This is a genomic window from Synechococcus sp. BIOS-U3-1 (assembly GCF_014279975.1).
Lineage (GTDB): Bacteria > Cyanobacteriota > Cyanobacteriia > PCC-6307 > Cyanobiaceae > Synechococcus_C.
The window spans coordinates 2,068,918-2,086,768 of the sequence record NZ_CP047936.1 but is presented as its reverse complement, the minus strand read 5'-3'; the positions used below and the strand labels follow the sequence as shown (position 1 = coordinate 2,086,768).

The window sequence follows — 17,851 nt, the reverse complement described above, 5'->3', positions numbered from 1 at the left end:
CACATCTACCGAGACTAGGACCGGCGCACCTGATGACCGATGTCTCGACGGAACTGCATGCCGTTAAACCGCACCAAGTCGAGTCCTGCGTAGGCGCTTGCGAAGGCCTGATCAAAGTCTGCTGCTTGGGCGACCTGCGTCAGCACCCGTCCTCCGGCAGTCACCACCTGACCATCATCCTGACGACGCGTCCCGGCATGAAACAGTTGCCGTTGCCTGTCGGAATCCGACTTCAGCTGGATTAAATCCCCCTTGCGTGGAGTTTCGGGATAGCCCTCAGCGGCGGCGACAATACAAGCGCTGCAGGTTTGTGCAACCGAGAGCTCGGGTGCCTGATCCAGACAGCCAAGGGCGCAGGCCTGCAGCACCTTCGCGAGTTCTGGACCCATCAAGGGCATCAGGGTTTGGCATTCAGGATCTCCGAAGCGACAGTTGAATTCGATCACCTGGGGACCCTCCTTGGTCAGCATCAAGCCGGCATAGATCACCCCTCTGTATTCGATTCCCTGATCCCTCAGTGCCTGCAGGGTGGGTTCGAGTACAAGCTGCTGCACCTGTGCAAGCCCGGCCTGATCGAGCAACGGAGCAGGTGCATAGGCGCCCATGCCCCCGGTATTCGGTCCCCGGTCGCCCTCGAGCAGTCTCTTGTGGTCTTGAGCCGGAGGTAACAGCACCATGCGCTCGCCATCGCACAAGGCGAAAACAGACACCTCAGGACCTTGAAGACGTTCCTCCAGAACCAGCCGCTCACCTGCGCAGCCGAAGCGCCCGGCAAAGGCGTCATGAATTGCGGCTGCAGTCTCTTCGAGGGTTTCGGCGACGGTTACTCCTTTCCCCGCTGCCAAGCCATCGGCTTTCACTACCAGTGGTCGTTGCAGCTCTTCCAGTAATTCGAGCCCCTCACCGGCGCTCGCGATAGTCCAGTGACCCGCGGTGGGAATTTTGGCTTCGCGCATCAAAGCCTTGGCCCAGGCTTTGCTGGACTCAAGCTGAGCACCTTCGGCGCTGGGTCCAAATACCGCTAGTCCTTCATCCCGTAAACGATCAGCCACCCCTGCAGCAAGAGGAGCTTCCGGTCCGATTACCACGAGATCGATCGCTTGTTCCCTGCAGGTTTTGATCAGGCCCTCGGCATCCTGTTCCCCGACCGCTAACGACTTGCAGCCGTCGAGGTCTTCGGTTCCTCCGTTTCCAGGCGTGACCCAAACAGCCTCAATTCCTGTGCAGCGGCGCAAGGCCCAGGCCAGAGCCTGTTCACGGCCACCACCGCCCACCACGAGCAAGTGACGGAGCGGCGGCAGGGTTTGAGGACGGGAGCTGGAATGGGCCATGGAGGCAAGTGTTTCGGGCGGAGGCCCTTAGGTTTGAGCGTCGCTCCGCTGTTGTTGATAGAGGAGCGATCGTTCCATCTTTGTTGAACGCCTTCCGGCCTATGGGTTTGCTCCCCCTGCCTCTGTCACTTCTCTTGGCGGTGGTGCCAGGCTCCGCAACGCCAGGCTCCTCGATGTCGCTCCAATCTGCGGTGCCCATGCCTCAGGAGGTCTTCGAGACTGTTCTGAACGAAGGAGGTCTTCCTGAACTGGAGCTGGCCTGCGAGGAGTCGGCCAGGTTCGGAATTAATGAACGTCTTCAGCAGCTGCGTGATCGGCTCATGCTGGTTGCGCCAGCTCCGCAAACATTCGATGTGGTGATGGCCAATGCCAGGGTCCTGATGTCCTGTAAAGCGCCAGATAGCGCCCAAGTGGTCCTCAGTCGCTATGGCCCCGGTCCCGGTCGTCGACGCCGGGAATGGTTGCTGTTGTCTTGGCAGGCTGCCAGTGCAGCATTGGATCAGCAGCGCATTGTCCTGACTCTGCGGCGTCTTGCGGAAGGAGACCTCACCAGTCTTGATGCTGAGCAGCTTGTGGTGGGTCTGGATGATCAAGGTTTGCCTGCAACACGTTCAGCTCTTGACCTTCTGGCCGAAGCGCAGATCGCCTCCGGGCAGCCGGAGCAAGCTGTGATCACCTTGCTTGCGGGCCGAACGCCAGGGGTAATCGCAGCACGTCGTCTTGGTCTCGCAGCTGAACTGCTGGATGTGATGGAGTTCGAACGCAGCGCATCTCTGATTGAGGCAGCGCTTGATCAGGCCGCTTCAGAGCAGGCCTGGAATCAGGCAGAAGACTTGCTGCGGCTTCAGTTGCGGCTGGAACTTGCCAGAGGCGGTAGTGGTGAACGTCCCCGCGAACGGCTGCGACGGCTGGCAACCAGAGTTGATGACCGCTTCACCTTGCTGGATCTCGATCAGGATCTGCCAGGGGTTTCTCTTGAGCAACGCCAGCAGCTGCAGCAGGACCTGCGCTCTCCGCGGGCACCAGGTGGCCACGCCGCGCTGGGAGAATCATCAGTACCTGAAGCCGGCGCGACCGGCGTTGATGAGCAGCCATGACCATTCCTCACGGCGACCTTCTTTATGAAGGCAAAGCCAAACGCGTCTATGCCGGTTCAAGCGACCAGCAAGTGCTGGTGGAATTCAAGAACGACGCCACTGCATTCAACGCTCAAAAAAAGGCTCAGCTGGATGACAAGGGGCGTCTTAACTGCCGGATCTCAGCTTGTCTATTCGAGTTGCTGGAGCGGGAGGGCATCCCTACCCATTACTACGGAATCGCTGGGGACACCTGGATGGTTGTTCAACGCGTCGAAGTGATTCCGGTTGAGGTGGTGCTTCGCAACATCGCGACTGGCTCGCTCTGTCGCGAAACGCCGATCGTGCAGGGCACAGCCCTTGAGCCGGCTCTGCTTGATCTGTATTACAAAGACGATGGTCTGGGGGATCCGTTACTGACGGACGCACGTCTGGCTCTGCTGGGTCTGGTGCCTACCGAGCTGCGGGGGCGGATCGAGCTCTTGGCGAGACAGGTGAATGCTGTGCTGGTTCCTTTCTTCAAAAGTGTCGACCTGCAGCTGGTGGATTTCAAGCTGGAGCTTGGCCTCAATGCCTCTGGTGAGCTGCTTTTAGCTGATGAGATCAGTCCTGACACCTGTCGACTTTGGGATCTGTCGTGCATGGATGCTGAGGAGCGCATCCTCGACAAGGATCGATTTCGGAAGGACTTGGGTGGGGTAATCGAGGCCTACGGGGAGGTCTGCAAACGGGTACAAGGGGCCTGCCCGACACCCCGTAACTGCAGTTAAGTTCACCGACGTTTGTGGCCGGCTCGGCCGACTTCCGTCTCCTCAATGGTCGCTTTCTCCTCCAGCCGAACCAAGAACGCCGTTCGGCGAGGTGCCGTGGGGTTTGCCCTCGCCCTCCCTTTGATGAGCAGTCTGCCGGGGCAAGCCCAGGCTGAGCCTGGTGTGACGGACATTGAAGTTGCGCAGACTGAAGAGATTCAGGTTGATGCTGAGGCGAAAACTGTCGAGGCAGATGGTGTTGAGATTGATGGTGATAAGTCGGGTGGTTCTGAAACGGATGCGGTTGAGACGGAGATCACGGAAGAGCAGATCGAGGTCGAGCCCATTGAGGTGACCCCTGCCCCTGCAGCAACTCCTGTTGCAGAGCCGATTGATGAAGGGCCTCAACAGCCCAGGGTGTTGATCACCGAGGTGATCATTCAGGGCATCGATGGACATCCAGAGCAGGAGCGTCTCGAACTCGCTGCCTATGACGCCATGCGGGTACGCCCCGGCAGCCGCGTGACGAGGGAGGAGCTGAAGCTTGATCTCGATGGCATCTATGCCACCGGATGGTTCTCAGACGTTCGGATTGAGCCGATCAACGGCCCGCTGGGTGTTCAGCTGGTGGTTCAGGTGGTGCCCAACCCGGTAATGACTCAGGTTGTTCTCGATCCTGAGGACAACAAGATTGAGCCGCAGGTCATCGAGGACACCTTTAGTTCCGATTACGGCCGCACGCTCAACCTCAATGAGTTGCAGCTGCGGATGAAAGAGCTGCAGAAGTGGTACGCCGAGCAGGGGTATTCACTGGCTCGCGTCAGTGGGCCCACCAGGGTGAGTCCTGATGGTGTCGTGCAGCTGAAGGTTTTGATCGGCACCGTTGCTGGTGTGGAAGTGAAATTCATCGATAAGGAAGGGGAAGACACCAATGAGAAAGGAGAGCCGATTAAGGGCAAGACCAAACCATGGGTTGTGAGTAGGGAGATCTCGATCAAGCCAGGCGAACCCTTCAATCGCACCCAACTTGAGAGTGATATTCGGCGCTTATATGGCACATCACTGTTCAGTGATGTGAAGGTGACCTTGAAACCGGTGACCGGTGAGCCAGGTTTTATCACCATCGTTCTTGGCATCGTCGAGCAGTCCACTGGCTCTCTCTCAGGCGGTCTTGGCTACAGCCAAAGCCAAGGCGTGTTTGGCCAAATCCAGCTTTCGGACAGCAATTTGTTCGGGCGTGCTTGGGACTTGGCACTCAATATCACCTACGGACAGTTCGGCGGTCTCGCGAACCTCACGTTCTCCGACCCCTGGATCAAAGGAGACAACCATCGGACCTCCTTCCGAACCTCATTGTTCTTGAGCAGGGAAGTTCCTCAAGTCTTCCAAAGTCAGAACAACGGGGACATTGTTGCTCTGAATGATTATCAAGACAACAATTCCTCTGATATTTACTCCATCAGTTCCAGCAATAATCCTGCTGATAGTAAATTCGATAATGTTGATGAAGCCAATGATTCATTTTCAGATACCAGTTGGTTTGATTTTGAAGGTGATTCAATCGCGCTGGAGCGTGTCGGCGGCAATGTGATTTTTGCGCGTCCACTGAATGGTGGCGATCCTTTCAAAAAAGTGCCCTGGCAAGTCCTTGCTGGACTGAACCTTCAGTCCGTTCGTCCGATCAACTATGCGGGTGATACAAGGCCCTATGGCGTTGCTAGTAGAAGAATCAAAAACGATCGTGTCGCTAAAGATGAGGTCATCTGTACTGCCTTTAATTGCGCTGAACAGAACACACTCGCCAGTGTTCGGTTTGCGACCACCTACAGCACCTTGAATGATGGTCGCAACCCGACCTCAGGTAATTTCTTCAGCTTCGGCACGGAACAATATTTGTCCGTCGGAGAAAACTCTCCGACCTTTAATCGTGTGCGGACCAGCTACACCCATTTCATTCCAGTCAAATGGCTGAAGCTCGCCAAAGGTTGTCGCCCCAAGGAGGGTGAACCAGAGAATTGCCCTCAGGCTTTGGCTTTTCAAATCAAGGCTGGAACCATCGTTGGTGATCTTCCCCCCTATGAAGCCTTCTGCCTGGGAGGATCCAATTCCGTCCGTGGCTGGTTTGATTGCGATTTGGCTGTTGGACGCAGTTTTGGAGAGGCAACCATCGAATATCGCTTCCCCATCTTCAGCATCTTTTCTGGCGAGGTGTTTATCGATGCAGGTACCGATTTCGGCTCTCAGGCCAATGTTCCCGGTAAACCTGGTGAGCTGCTCGACAAACCCGGTTCGGGCGTCTCTCCCGGTGTTGGTGTGATCGTCACGACACCAGTAGGCCCCTTGCGTCTGGAGGTGGCCAGCCAAAACTTCACTGGTGAGTACCGCTTCAATCTGGGCGTTGGCTGGAAATTCTGATGGTCTTCTGGCCTCATGATTACGACGGAGCCTGGACCCTTGAGGGGCCAGCCCGCCGCAGCGGCATTGGTCTACATAGCGGTGAGCAGGTCTCCGTCACCCTGCAACCCTCTCTCGAGCCTGGTGTCTGGGTGAGCTGGCCAGCAATCGGCAGTGAACCGCTCCAGCTGAAGCCTTCCCAGGTGCGTGACAGCCCTCTCTGCACCACCCTCGAGTTGGGTGATCGCAAGCTCGCCACGGTGGAGCATCTGCTCGCTGCAATCGCTGGATGTGGTCTCACGCACGTCCATCTCGAAGTGGAAGGCAACGAGATTCCTCTTCTGGACGGCTCCTCTCAGGGATGGGTGGAAGCGATCGCCGAAGCAGGTCTTGCTCCGGCATCAACGCCTGCTCCCGCTCGGCCCCAACTGCAGCAAGCGATCGCTCTCCATCGAGGCAGCAGTGTGATCACCGCTACGCCAGCTGAGGAGTTCATGCTGGTTGGCGTCATTGATTTCCCCCAGCCGGCCATCGGTCGTCAGCAATGTGCTCTGGCGCTGACGCCCGAAAGCTTTGTGGCAGAGATCGCTCCGGCTCGCACTTTCGGCTTTCGTGAGCAAGTGGATCAATTGCGTGCAGCGGGGCTGATTCAGGGTGGTGCCCTCGATAATGCTCTGGTTTGTGATGGCGACCACTGGCTGAATCCACCTCTGCGCTATCCCGATGAACCGGTGCGCCATAAGCTTCTTGACTTGATCGGTGATCTGGCGCTTGTGGGCTTTCCGCGGGCGCAGGTGTTGGTCTACCGCGGCTCCCATGGTCTGCACACCGACCTGGCAGCGGTCCTGGCCGATCGATCCGATGCTCAGCCCTGAAACCGATTTGACTTCCTCCTCCGCTACCACCGCAGCCCAGCCCCAGCTCACTGCGGAGCAGATCATGGGGTTGCTTCCTCATCGCTATCCCTTCGCGCTTGTGGATCGCGTCCTGGAGCATGTGCCCGGTGAAAAAGCAGTGGCCATCAAAAACATCACCCTCAATGAGCCTCAGTTCCAAGGCCATTTCCCGGGACGTCCCCTAATGCCTGGGGTGTTGATTGTGGAGGCCATGGCGCAGGTGGGTGGTCTGATCGTCACCCAGATGCCCGATCTGCCCAAAGGTTTGTTTGTTTTTGCTGGTATTGATGGCGTTCGCTTCCGTCGCCCTGTGATTCCAGGAGATCAGTTGCTGATCACCTGTGAGCTGCTGAGTCTCAAACGCAAGCGCTTTGGCAAGGTCAAGGCTCAGGCCACGGTGGATGGACAGCTGGTCTGTTCCGGCGAGCTCATGTTCTCGCTGGTTGACTGACCATGATGAGTGAACAGCGATCCCCTGCCGTGACTGCTGAGGACCGTCCTCCCCAGATTCACCCGCTTGCGGCGGTCGATTCCCGTGCGGAGCTTGCTCCGGGTGTGGTGATCGGTCCAGGTGCTGTGGTGGGCCCTGATGTTCGAATTGGGTCTCACACCTGGGTCGGCCCTCATGCGGTGCTTGATGGTCGACTTGTCATTGGCGAACACAACAAGATTTTTCCCGGTGCCTGCCTTGGGCTTGAGCCTCAGGATCTCAAATACAAGGGAGCTCCGACTGAGGTGGTGATCGGGAATCACAACAGCATCCGTGAATGCGTCACGATCAATCGGGCGACCGACGAGGGAGAGCAGACCCGCATCGGCGACCACAACCTGTTAATGGCCTACTGCCATCTGGGGCATAACTGTCTTCTGGGCAACGGCATCGTGATGTCCAACGGCATCCAGGTTGCCGGTCATGTTCTGATCGAGGACAAGGCTGTGATTGGTGGGTGCCTGGGGATTCACCAGTTTGTGCAGATCGGCGGGATGGCCATGGTTGGAGGTATGACGAGGGTTGACCGGGATGTGCCTCCCTATTGCCTTGTTGAGGGTCATCCCGGAAGAGTGCGCGGTCTCAACCGCGTGGGTCTGCGCAGGCGTGGGCTTGATCGCAAGGATCAGGGCCAGGACATCAAGCAGCTTCAGGATATTTGGACACTGCTTTATCGCTCAGATCATGTCATTGCTGAAGGTCTGCGTTTGGCCCGTGAGCAGCCCCTGATGCCGCTGGCCGATCATCTCTGCTCCTTCCTCGAGGGATCGATCAGTCAGGGACGGCGTGGCCCCATGCCCGCTGTCGGTGGTCGCTGATGGTGCGTGTACTGATCAGCACCGGTGAGGTGTCTGGTGATCTTCAGGGAAGCCTGTTGATAGAGGCCCTGCATCGGCAGGCTCGCCAGAGGTGTCTTGACCTCGAGGTGCTTGCCCTCGGTGGACCACGCATGCATGCAGCCGGTGCGGAACTTCTTGCCGATACGGCCGCACTTGGCTCGATTGGCCTTTTGGAGCACCTCCCCCAAGTCTTGCCGACGTTGAAGCTTCAGTCGCGGGTTAACAGGGAACTCATTGCGCGGCCACCTGATGCCGTCGTACTGATTGATTACATGGGCGCCAATGTGCGTCTAGGCAAGCGTCTGCGCCGCAAGTTGCCTGAGGTCCCAATCACTTATTACATCGCCCCTCAGGAATGGGCTTGGCGCATGAATGACAACGGCACGAGCAGCCTGCTGTCTTTCACCGATCGCATCCTTGCGATTTTCCCCCAGGAAGCATCTTTTTATGCATCCCATGGTGCGCAGGTCACCTGGGTTGGTCACCCTCTGCTCGATCTTGCTGACGGCAAGCCTGATCGTGCTGAGGCCTGTCGCCAGCTTGGACTTGATCCGAAGGGACGTCTGCTGCTCCTGATGCCCGCATCCCGGCCGCAGGAGTTGCGCTATCTAATGCCCGCGCTTGTGGAGGTGGCGGCACGTTTGCAGGCACGTGATCCGAATCTGATGGTGATGGTGCCTGCAGGTCTTAGTCATTTCGAGCGTGAACTGCAGGAGGCACTTGAAGCCTCCGGTGTGCGTGGACGCGTTATCCCAGCCGTCGATGCGGACGCTCTTAAGCCCTCACTCTTCAGTGCAGCTGATCTCGCGCTTGGAAAGTCGGGAACAGTGAATATTGAGCTGGCTCTCCATGGAGTGCCTCAGGTGGTCGGATACCGGGTGAGCCGGATGACAGCTTGGGTAGCGCGCAATCTGCTGGGCTTCCATGTTGATCACATCTCGCCTGTGAATCTGCTGCTCAAGGAGCGTCTGGTTCCCGAATTTGTGCAAGAAGACTTCGTTGCCGACCAATTGCTTGCCCAAGCCATTCCCCTTTTGGACAACCCTGAAGCACGCCAAACGATGCTGAGTGGCTATGAACGTCTCCGCCAAACGCTGGGAGAACCGGGAGTGACCGATCGCGCTGCTGCCGCCATTCTCGATCAGCTCTGTACCTGAGTTCGCCTGTGATCCGCATCCTGTTGTCGATTGTTCTGGGAGTTGTGCTCCTGATCTCACCTGCTTCAGTGTTTGCCGAGGAGCAGAGCGCTGTGCTGGCTGGTGGCTGTTTTTGGTGCATGGAGAGTGATCTGGAGAAACTTCCAGGGGTGATCTCAGTGGAAAGCGGCTACAGCGGTGGCAGCGTCTCAGAGCCGACTTATCAACAGGTGAGTGCTGAAACCACCGGGCACCAGGAGGTCGTGGAAGTGCTGTTTGACTCAGCAAAGATCAGCTATCCGAGGTTGCTTCAGTCGTATTGGCGCAATGTGGATCCTCTCGATGGTGGAGGGCAGTTCTGTGATCGCGGCGACTCCTACCGACCTGTGATCTTTACCAGCAGTGATCAGCAGAGCAGTGAGGCTCTCGCCAGTCAGTCAGCGGCTTCTACAGAGCTGGGAGTGCCTGAATCCGCTCTTAAGGTGGAGATCAAACCCCTTAAAAAGTTCTGGCCTGCTGAGGACTATCACCAGAATTTTGCCGAGTTGAATTCAGTGAAATACAAGTACTACCGATGGGCCTGCGGAAGAGATAAAAGACTCGATGACGTTTGGGGTAACCAAGCTCGCACCGGAGATTCCTGGGTGAAGTAGGTCTTGGCCGGGGCTGAGTCTCATCAACGTTTGATGGTTTGATTGCGAGAATCTGAGGAAATTCTGTAGCGATCGTTGCGTTCGGAATCAGTCACTTCGCAGTGCAGGTGCGGCTTTTACGCCATCGACGATACAGATCGGATTGCGTACCATTACCTGGTGAGTTGTGAAAGTTCTGTATGTATCTGCTGACCATCAAAGACGGTCTCGTGACGCGTCATGTTGGTCCGTATCCATCTCCGAAGCAGGCTTCCGATGACTTAGATCGAGTTATGGCCAGTTGTTCGGAGAGGGCGCGCTGGCAGATTCATGCCCTCGAAAATCCTCATTGCCTGTCCATGGTTGTTGCGTCCTGACTGCGATCAGCCTCGACGATCAATCTTGGGGATTCAGGCAGCTCGGTTTCTTAATCCTGTTGTTTTAGTTCAGCGTTTCTACGCCCTGGATAACCTCGCAGCAGTCCGGATTCGATCATCAGCCCCACGCCCGCGTTGATCACAATCAGGCTCAAGGTGCCGTACCACCACCAGGGTCCACCGTCGCTACCCGCCAGCTGGAGAGTTCTGCGGGTGACTGCTTCACCGAACAGGCAAAGACCTGCGGGCAACAGCAGAACACCCAACTGTGCTCGTACATACCAGCGAAGAGGGCTGGAGGCCATGCGGCTTGTGTCGTTGTAAATGAATTTAGGCCTCGGTGGTTGAGGCCTGTTTGACCACCCAGTTCACCAGGGTGCGAACCCCGTAGCCGGTGGCGCCGGAGGGATTCAGGCCACGGCCCTTGTCACTCCATACGGTTCCCGCGATGTCGATGTGGGCCCAGGGGATGCCGGCATCCACGAACTCCTTGAGAAAGAGTGCGGCGGTGATCGATCCACCAGGGCGGGGTCCGGTGTTCTTCATGTCGGCCAGCAGGGATTTAAGTCCCTTGCGGTAGGAGCTGTGTAGTGGCATGCGCCATAGGCCCTCTCCGGCACTGCTGGCAGCTGCTTCTAGGTCAGAGGAAAGCTCATCGTCTGGGGTCCAGAGTCCGGCAATCTCATCACCGAGGGCGACCACGCAGGCACCTGTGAGCGTTGCCAGATCCACGATCGCATCGGGTTTGAGCTTGGAGGCGTACACCAGTGCGTCGGCGAGGGTGAGCCTGCCCTCCGCATCGGTGTTGTTGATCTCGATCGTGGTGCCATTGGAAGCGGTGACGATGTCCCCGGGATGAACGGCAGAGCCGTTGATCATGTTTTCGCAGGCGGCCACCACCATGTGCACTTCCACGCCAGCTGGGCGCAGCTCCGCAATGCTGCGCATTGCGCCGAACACAGAGGCACTGCCTCCCATGTCGAATTTCATCATGTCGATCTGAGCACCCCCGACTTTGAGGTTGTACCCGCCTGAATCAAAGGTGAGCCCTTTGCCCACCAGAACAAGACGCTTCTGGGCCACGCCACTTGGGCGATAAGTGAGGTGAATGAACTTGGGATCCATGTCAGAGCCCTGGCACACCGAGAGGTAAGAGCCCATACCCCGCTCTTCGCAGTCGTCCCGTTCGAGCACGGTGAGCTCTAGACCGTGCTCATGGGCGAGGGTTGCCGCGGTGCGGGCCAGTTCCGCCGGAGTGACGCTGTTGGGTGGTGCAGCTACCAGTTCTCTGGCCAGCTCAACCCCGGCGCAGACTGGATGCACTGTTTCCAGCGTCTGGTTGAGTCCTGCGGGCCACTGGCCCAGGAGTTCCAGCTGTTCAGGCTTTTGGCTGGGTTCGGGCTTACTGCGAAAGCGCAGGTCGCTGTAAAGAGCCAGTCGTACAGCTTCAGCGGCGGCGGTGGCATCTCCGATGGGGTCCTCTGATCCCCATGGCAGCTGCAGTCCGAGAGAGCCCCCCTGGCCTTGTGAGGCACGGGCAGCAGCAGCAGCCACCTTGCGCAGGCTGTCTCGATCCACGGACTCGGGATCCCCAAGTCCCAGCAGCACAAGAGTGGTGCAGTCGCCGCGCAGTAGTTGAAGGCTGGCCAGATCACCGCTCTTCCCTGTGAACGGTTTCTGCTTCAGCCATTCCGCCAGCTGAATGCTGAAGCGCTGTTGCATCGCTTCCACCAGGCCTTGGGGGTCGTCTTGAGGAATACCAAGCGCCAGAACGGAACCACTCCAGGCCTCAGGGGTGGCCGGAGAGAGGGAGATTTTCATGGGGAGCTGATGCCTGAACCGATGCCTAGGTTGATGCTAGGAGCTGTGCTCAGGTCGCTTGAAATGGCGTGGCCCAGCGTTCGCGAGTTTCCTTGTTGAACGGTGGCTGCCAGCGTCGTATCAGGGTCTGTTCCAATTGCCGTCGCGCCTTGGTGGCTGTGGGCACGTCGCCCCAGAAGCGGATGCTGGTTTTGCAGGTCAGACCGCAGTCCACGCAGGCTTCCTGATAAGCCGCGAGATAGGCCTTGCAATCGTGTTCCCCCTTCCAACGCCGATCCGCCGCGAGGGTTTCGCCGATGTAAAGCAGGATCGGGTGATCCAGGTTGGTGGGGCGATCCATGACCCAATACAGCGCTGCACCCTGATGTGGACTCTGCGGCCAACGCCAAAAACTCAGTGGCAGTGGTTTGAGCGACAGTGGCTGAATGTTGGCCGCTGGACTGCTGCTGGCTGCGAACAAACTGCCCTGTTCCTGTACTGGCGGTGCCGCCTCAAACAAGGGTGTCTGGAAACTGTGAATGCGCTCCTGCCAGCTCTGCAGCTGCCGGAGATTCAGCGACAACCCTGCTGTTTCGAGGTCATGACCTGCGGATGCAGCCTGATCAAAAAGACGTCCTTGGCGAGGGGATGCAGGCATTGCGATCAACTTCGCGGCGGCAGGCTGGGACCAGCGGGTCTTGCGCCGAAGCGCACACGCCCAATCAGGGCCTCAATGGTTGCTGGGGGCAGGCAAAGTCGTTCTTGCAGATCCGCGAGGTTTTGGAACGGTTCACGTCTTCGTTCGGCGATCAGACGCTCCATCCGTTCATCCGGCCATTGCAGATTTTTGGACAGCAGGGTGGCACTTGCAGCATTCAGATCTAGCGGTGTTTGCTCCGGCAACTGCGGGGCATCCCCATGCCAGCGGAAGATCAGATGGGGCCTCCACTCTTCGCAGAGACAGTCAGAGATGTCGAGCAGCTGGGCCAGGTCTTCCATCTGGCTGAATTGCACCCCGCCCTGCTGTAAACGCAGCAGTTGATCCACCATCACGTCGCTGCAGCCGGGTAACTGCCGCCACTGCTCCGCGGTGGCCCTGTTCACATCAATGCTCCAACTTGGAGCGACTGTGGCGTCTTCTTCAGGCCAGGGGCTTATGTCTAGGCGCGCTGGATCCTTGGGTAAGTCACCCATGGCCTGGAGCACCTTGCGGGCCAGTGGATCGAGCCAATGCCGGCGAGCCATCGCCGCGTATCTCCCTTGCAGCCTCGCCAGGACCCTAGGTCCAGCGCGGCGGCCTAGTGGGAACCTGCACCAGCCCCTCACGAAATGCTGTGACGACGGCCATGGTCCTGTCCCGAGCTGGCAACTTGCGCAGCAGGCTGCCGACATGAGTCTTGACGGTGTCAATCGAAACCACCAAGGCGTCGGCGATCTCCTGATTGGTCATGCCACGGCAGAGTCCGCGAAGCACGTCTTCTTCCCGCATGGTGAGTTCCTGGAGCGGCACCTGTTCGCCGCTGCCCCGCAGTCTGCTGTGGTGCAACACCCCACTGATTAGTGGATCGAGGTATTGCCCGTCGGTCTCGATGGCCGTGAGCGCGGCAGCCACCGTGCCCGTTCCGGTGGCTTGAGCCGAGCAGATGCCATGGCAGCGGGCATCAATAGCGTCCAGGATCGTGCGTGTGATGGGACGCTGAAGCAGCATCAATACCTTTAGCTCGGGGTTGTCAGCCCTTGCCCGGCGCACCAGGCTGCTGCCGCAGCCACCCTCAAGGGTGTCTGTGCACAGCAACAGGTTGGCTTCGCTGCTTTGAAGCTTCAGCAGGCAGTCCTGCTCGCTCGTGCAGGCCGCCACCAGAGGCCCCTGTCCCTCGAACCAGGCCGTCCAGCTGCTGAGCAGAACCAGGTCGGCGGAAGCGATCGCGGTGCGACTGCGCTTCAGCAGGCTGTGGCCCTGGCGGGATCGTTGTTGCAGAGACGGGATCCGGTCGCTGAGATCCAAGGAAGGGAGAGGCTCGGAGCCGTTGCCGCTGACCTCTTCATGTTGACCGCAATCAGGGGGCGTGGATCCGCACTGTTATGGGGCGCTCAAATTGTCCAGAATCACGCCAGTTGATGGGTGGGCTATGGCGTTCTTCGACTCCGACATCGTGCAGGAGGAGGCCAAGCGTCTGTTCGGCGACTACCAGCAGTTGATGCAGCTGGGTTCCGATTACGGCAAATTTGACCGCGAGGGCAAAAAGAAGTTCATCGACACGATGGAGGAGCTCATGCAGCGCTATCGCGTTTTCATGAAACGCTTCGAGTTGTCGGAAGACTTCCAGGCCAAGCTCACTGTGGAGCAGCTGCGCAGCCAATTGGGCCAGTTCGGGATCACCCCGGAGCAGATGTTTGAGCAGATGCAAGGCACTCTGGAGCGCATGAAAAGTCAGCTGGAACAGCCGCCGAGCTGAAGCGGCCCGTACGATTCAGCCCGCAATCGCTCCACTCGCCCATGGCCTCGACACTGTCTCTGCCGGCATGGCTGTCGCGTGGCATGGCCGATCTGTTTCCAGCCGGTGATGGTGATGACGCCGATCAATCGCTGGCGGCGCGGCTGAGGTATGCAGAGCATGAGGGCCGGCCCCTGCGCATCAAGCTGGGAATTGACCCAACCGGCAGCAACATCCATCTGGGCCACAGCATTCTTTTCCGCAAGCTGCGGGCTTTTCAGGATGCGGGGCATACAGCGGTGTTGATCATCGGCGATTTCACCGCCCGCATCGGCGACCCCACCGGAAAGAGCGCCACACGGGTGCAGCTCACAGCGGAAGAGGTTGAGGCCAATTCCGCCACCTACCTGGCACAGCTCGGCCAGGGCCAGCCGAAGCAGACGGCACTACTTGATTTCGAGACCCTTGGCCGCCTGGAGGTGCGCCGTAACAGTGAGTGGCTGGCAGGTTTGGATCTCCCTCAGGTCATTGGCCTGTTGGGTACGGCCACCGTGGGCCAGATGCTGGCCAAGGATGATTTCTCCAAGCGCTACGGCAGCGGCGCACCGATCGCCCTGCATGAATTCCTTTATCCGCTGCTGCAGGGCTACGACTCTGTTGCGGTGAATGCCGATGTGGAGCTGGGTGGCACCGATCAGAAGTTCAACGTGGCCATGGGCCGCGACCTGCAGCGCCATTTCAACAAGGGCACCCAGTTCGGGTTGCTGCTGCCGATTCTGGTGGGCCTGGATGGTGTGCAGAAGATGAGCAAGAGCCTTGGCAACACCGTGGGTCTGGAGGAAGACGCCCTGTCGATGTACTCCAAGCTCGAGAAGGTCGGCGATGGGGCGATTGATGACTACGTGACCTTGCTGACGGATCTGAGTCCACATGATTTGCCAGACAACGCACGCGAGAAGCAGAAGGCGATGGCTCTGGCGGTGACCGCCAGCCGGCATGGCATGGAGGCAGCCCAAAAAGCCCAGAGCGATGCGGCCACCCTGGTGAGCAGTGGCGGTGATGCCGGAGCAGATGTGCCTGAGGCCTCTCTTTCGGCAGTGAATTTTCCTGCTAAGGCGTTTTATCTGCTCAGTGCTGTGGGCATCTGCGCCAGTAGCAGCGAGGCCAGGCGTCAGATCAAAGGCGGCGCTGCCCGGCTGGAAGGGGAGAAGATCACTGACCCGAATCAGGAGTTCGCATCGGCGGCCGAACTGGACGGTAAGGTGCTGCAGCTCGGCAAGAAAACCTTTCGCCGGCTGTTGGGCTGATGGTCATTCATCCCGCCGATCGGATCATCGTGGCCCTCGACGGCATGGCACCGGATCAGGCGCTGGCCTTTGCGACTCATGTGGAAGGGCTGCGTTGGGTGAAGGTTGGTCTTGAGCTGTTTGTGCAGGCGGGTCCCGAGGTTGTGGCGCAGCTGCGCGAGCAGGGCCTGCGGGTGTTTCTCGATCTCAAATTTCATGACATCCCAGCCACGATGGCGGGGGCCTGCCGTCGTGCGGCGGCGCTTGGGGCGGAGTTGATGACGGTGCATGCCTGCGCCGGCAGCGAAGCGTTGCAGGCGGCTCAGGCCGCGGGGGAAGAAGGTGCCAAGCAGGCAGGCCTGGCTACTCCAACTCTGCTGGCGGTGACGGTGCTGACCAGTTGGGAGCAGCAGCGACTGCAACGGGAACTCGCCATTCCCCAGGCCATCGCCGAGCGTGTGCCGGCGTTGGCACAGCTGTCGGCAACTGCTGGAATCGGCGGCTGTGTGTGTTCACCTTTAGAGGCCGCGGCTCTGCGTTCACAGCACCCCGAGCCGTTTGCACTAATCACGCCCGGAATTCGTCCGAAGGACGCTGCGGTGGGTGATCAGGCCCGGGTGATGGGGCCGGCTGAGGCGATTGCAGCGGGAGCCAGCCAGTTGGTGATTGGGCGACCGATTACTAGGGCGACTGACCCAAGTGCTGCTTTCTCGGCCTGTTGTCGGGAGCTGTTGAACTGATCAGAGCTTCCTGCTGTGACCATGTCAGGTAGGCCCGCTCCACTCAAGGCTTTTGCCCCACCTTGGGTTCGGTGCCGTTGATCAGCCTCTGAATGTTGCTGCGGTGGCGCCAGAGCACCAGCAGCATCGCCACCAGCGACACCACCAAATTGGCGTTGCTGCCGGAGCCGGCGGCCATCAGGAGCGGCAGGCTGAGTGCTGCCACCACGCTGGCGAGAGACACGATCCGGCTGAGGCTAAACACGGCCATGAACATCCCGAAGCAGGCCAGACCCACGGGCCAGGCCAGACCCAGGAACAGACCAAGCCCGGTGGCCACGGCCTTGCCGCCTTTGAAGCCCAGCCACACTGGCCAGATATGGCCAGCCAGGGCCGTAAGACCCGCTAGTACCTGGATCCAGTCGTTGAGAGGATTGTTCTGGGTTAGGGCGCTAGCAATCAAAACGGCGGCTGCTCCTTTGGCTACATCCACCAGAAAGACCACCAGTGCAGGGCCTTTGCCCACGTTGCGCAGCACATTGGTGGCGCCGGTGGAGCCGGATCCGATTGTGCGCAGGTCGATCCCCTTGCACCATTTGCCAGCTAGGAAGCCGCTGGGTAGGGAGCCGAGCAAGTAGCCCAGTAGCAGCGTGAACAGGGGCATCAGAGCAGGTCTTCTTCGTAGTCGTAGGTTTCGCCGGGCCCAGCTGCAAAAGCCAGCCAGAGCGGGAACTGAAGCACGGGAATATCCACCACCCGTTCTGCGGCATCGATCAGGATCAGGGGGACTTCACCGCGTTCCTCCAGTCGGTCGGCGCGCTCCACGAGGGCATCTCCACGTTCAAACAGCACGATGCCGCTGCTGGGGCCGAAATCTTCCCGCCCTAGACCGAGCGCATCCTGCAGGCCTCGTCGCCAGTCACCGAGACGTTCGGGTTGTCCCGCTAGGACCAGCGTCTGGAACTGATCTCCGTAAAGCTCGCCGATGATGGCGATCAGGGCAGCCCCAAGCAGCACGTTGCGAGGTCGACTGCCGCGGCTGGCCTGGGCTCCCCTGCCTCCCTGATTGAAAAACCAGTCCTCGAGTAGAGCGATATCGCTTTCGTCCAGGCTGCGACGTAGTTTCCAGGGTTCGGCATAGAAGTCAGGCTGTTCCAGAAAACGCCTGAGGTTGGTTCGGATCAGTTCCTCGTCGGGACGAAAGGTGTCGGCCAGAGCTGGAGCTCCGTTGGTGCTCGCAATGGCCTGTTCAGCGGCGGCTTCGGCGGCCTGGGCATCCAGTGGTGAAGGCTTCACCACCACTGGCTGCGCCACCAACTCAAGGGTCTCAACCGACTGCGCCAGCCCTTGAAGGGCTCCACCCAGATACTCCTGAAACCCTTTCACACGTCTGGCGATTGCATCGGATTGGCCAGTAAAGCTGGCGGCCATCTCCTTTTCGAGTTGCTGCTTGCGCTGCTGGAGGGTTTCAATCTCCAGTTGCAGGCTGTCGCGACGCGACTGCAGATCCACCAGTGCCAGCTGGATTAGCGATTCAGAGGCAGACTCCACCTCATCGCTCGCGGTGATGGATGCCTCGTTGGATGCATTGCTGGCCTCCGCTGTGGCCTGCGGCGCGTCCTCGAGTGGTAGATCGTTGTCGTCAGACATAGTCGGCTTCTCCTCAGCTCATTTTCAGCGGATTGAAGGGC

The 17,851-nt window shown here is 59.0% G+C and carries 19 protein-coding genes; 11 read left to right on the top strand and 8 right to left on the bottom strand.

What is annotated here, in order from left to right; genetic code table 11:
- Positions 1–14: 14 nt before the first annotated feature.
- A complete protein-coding gene (purD, locus tag SynBIOSU31_RS11485) occupies positions 15–1,331 on the bottom strand; it encodes a phosphoribosylamine--glycine ligase (RefSeq protein WP_186490193.1) in 1,317 nt (438 codons plus the stop codon).
- 83 nt (positions 1,332–1,414) lie between these two features.
- Here purD and SynBIOSU31_RS11480 point away from each other — a divergent pair, with 83 nt between their 5' ends.
- From SynBIOSU31_RS11480 to msrA, 8 genes are read left to right on the top strand one after another with little or no spacing between them, the layout of a single operon-like run.
- Positions 1,415–2,428: a hypothetical protein gene (locus tag SynBIOSU31_RS11480; protein ID WP_370593627.1), complete on the top strand. Its 1,014-nt coding sequence runs from the start codon at positions 1,415–1,417 to the stop codon at positions 2,426–2,428.
- A complete protein-coding gene (purC, locus tag SynBIOSU31_RS11475; RefSeq protein ID WP_186490191.1) occupies positions 2,425–3,177 on the top strand; it encodes a phosphoribosylaminoimidazolesuccinocarboxamide synthase in 753 nt (250 codons plus the stop codon). Before SynBIOSU31_RS11480 ends, purC begins: the two co-directional genes overlap by 4 nt.
- 45 nt (positions 3,178–3,222) lie before the next feature.
- On the top strand, positions 3,223–5,571 hold the full coding sequence (locus SynBIOSU31_RS11470) for a BamA/TamA family outer membrane protein (protein ID WP_186490189.1): 2,349 nt from the start codon (positions 3,223–3,225) through the stop codon (positions 5,569–5,571).
- Positions 5,571–6,425, top strand: a complete 855-nt coding sequence (gene lpxC, locus SynBIOSU31_RS11465) for a UDP-3-O-acyl-N-acetylglucosamine deacetylase (RefSeq protein WP_186490183.1) — start codon at positions 5,571–5,573, stop codon at positions 6,423–6,425. The genes SynBIOSU31_RS11470 and lpxC overlap by 1 nt, the downstream gene beginning before the upstream one ends.
- Positions 6,412–6,897 (top strand): 3-hydroxyacyl-ACP dehydratase FabZ, encoded by a 486-nt coding sequence (fabZ, locus tag SynBIOSU31_RS11460; RefSeq protein WP_255477214.1) that lies wholly within the window; start codon positions 6,412–6,414, stop codon positions 6,895–6,897. The genes lpxC and fabZ overlap by 14 nt, the downstream gene beginning before the upstream one ends.
- 5 nt (positions 6,898–6,902) lie before the next feature.
- Positions 6,903–7,754 carry an acyl-ACP--UDP-N-acetylglucosamine O-acyltransferase gene (gene lpxA, locus SynBIOSU31_RS11455; protein WP_186493009.1) on the top strand — a complete coding sequence of 284 codons (852 nt, stop codon included), beginning with the start codon at positions 6,903–6,905 and terminating at the stop codon, positions 7,752–7,754.
- The gene (gene lpxB, locus SynBIOSU31_RS11450; RefSeq protein ID WP_186490181.1) at positions 7,754–8,932 is read left to right on the top strand and encodes a lipid-A-disaccharide synthase; all 1,179 of its coding nucleotides are present in this window, start codon (positions 7,754–7,756) and stop codon (positions 8,930–8,932) included. The genes lpxA and lpxB overlap by 1 nt, the downstream gene beginning before the upstream one ends.
- An 8-nt stretch (positions 8,933–8,940) precedes the next feature.
- Positions 8,941–9,564 (top strand): peptide-methionine (S)-S-oxide reductase MsrA, encoded by a 624-nt coding sequence (gene msrA / locus SynBIOSU31_RS11445; protein WP_370593626.1) that lies wholly within the window; start codon positions 8,941–8,943, stop codon positions 9,562–9,564.
- A gap of 406 nt (positions 9,565–9,970) precedes the next feature.
- On the opposite strand, the gene SynBIOSU31_RS11440 is transcribed toward msrA, so the two are convergent.
- From SynBIOSU31_RS11440 to SynBIOSU31_RS11420, 5 genes are read right to left on the bottom strand one after another with little or no spacing between them, the layout of a single operon-like run.
- Positions 9,971–10,225, bottom strand: a complete 255-nt coding sequence (locus tag SynBIOSU31_RS11440; RefSeq protein ID WP_186490179.1) for a hypothetical protein — start codon at positions 10,223–10,225, stop codon at positions 9,971–9,973.
- A gap of 25 nt (positions 10,226–10,250) precedes the next feature.
- Entirely contained in the window at positions 10,251–11,741 is a 1,491-nt protein-coding gene (locus SynBIOSU31_RS11435; RefSeq protein ID WP_186490178.1) for a leucyl aminopeptidase, read from the bottom strand.
- A gap of 49 nt (positions 11,742–11,790) precedes the next feature.
- Positions 11,791–12,378, bottom strand: a complete 588-nt coding sequence (locus SynBIOSU31_RS11430; RefSeq protein ID WP_186490176.1) for a GIY-YIG nuclease family protein — start codon at positions 12,376–12,378, stop codon at positions 11,791–11,793.
- Positions 12,379–12,383: 5 nt separating this feature from the next.
- The gene (locus SynBIOSU31_RS11425) at positions 12,384–12,965 is read right to left on the bottom strand and encodes a type II secretion system protein GspK (RefSeq protein ID WP_186490174.1); all 582 of its coding nucleotides are present in this window, start codon (positions 12,963–12,965) and stop codon (positions 12,384–12,386) included.
- 34 nt (positions 12,966–12,999) lie between these two features.
- Positions 13,000–13,725 (bottom strand): response regulator transcription factor, encoded by a 726-nt coding sequence (locus SynBIOSU31_RS11420; protein WP_186490172.1) that lies wholly within the window; start codon positions 13,723–13,725, stop codon positions 13,000–13,002.
- Positions 13,726–13,849: 124 nt separating this feature from the next.
- Here SynBIOSU31_RS11420 and SynBIOSU31_RS11415 point away from each other — a divergent pair, with 124 nt between their 5' ends.
- From SynBIOSU31_RS11415 to pyrF, 3 genes are read left to right on the top strand one after another with little or no spacing between them, the layout of a single operon-like run.
- Positions 13,850–14,176 (top strand): DUF1825 family protein, encoded by a 327-nt coding sequence (locus SynBIOSU31_RS11415; RefSeq protein WP_186490170.1) that lies wholly within the window; start codon positions 13,850–13,852, stop codon positions 14,174–14,176.
- Positions 14,177–14,217: 41 nt separating this feature from the next.
- On the top strand, positions 14,218–15,462 hold the full coding sequence (gene tyrS / locus SynBIOSU31_RS11410; RefSeq protein WP_186490168.1) for a tyrosine--tRNA ligase: 1,245 nt from the start codon (positions 14,218–14,220) through the stop codon (positions 15,460–15,462).
- Entirely contained in the window at positions 15,462–16,181 is a 720-nt protein-coding gene (pyrF, locus tag SynBIOSU31_RS11405; RefSeq protein WP_186490166.1) for an orotidine-5'-phosphate decarboxylase, read from the top strand. The genes tyrS and pyrF overlap by 1 nt, the downstream gene beginning before the upstream one ends.
- 43 nt (positions 16,182–16,224) lie before the next feature.
- Here pyrF and plsY read toward each other — a convergent pair whose 3' ends face one another.
- Both plsY and SynBIOSU31_RS11395 read right to left on the bottom strand, forming a co-directional pair.
- Positions 16,225–16,824, bottom strand: a complete 600-nt coding sequence (gene plsY, locus SynBIOSU31_RS11400) for a glycerol-3-phosphate 1-O-acyltransferase PlsY (protein WP_186490165.1) — start codon at positions 16,822–16,824, stop codon at positions 16,225–16,227.
- Complete coding sequence (locus tag SynBIOSU31_RS11395; RefSeq protein ID WP_186490162.1) at positions 16,824–17,810, bottom strand: DUF3086 domain-containing protein; 987 nt, start codon at positions 17,808–17,810, stop codon at positions 16,824–16,826. Before SynBIOSU31_RS11395 ends, plsY begins: the two co-directional genes overlap by 1 nt.
- Between the last annotated feature and the right edge of the window lie 41 nt (positions 17,811–17,851).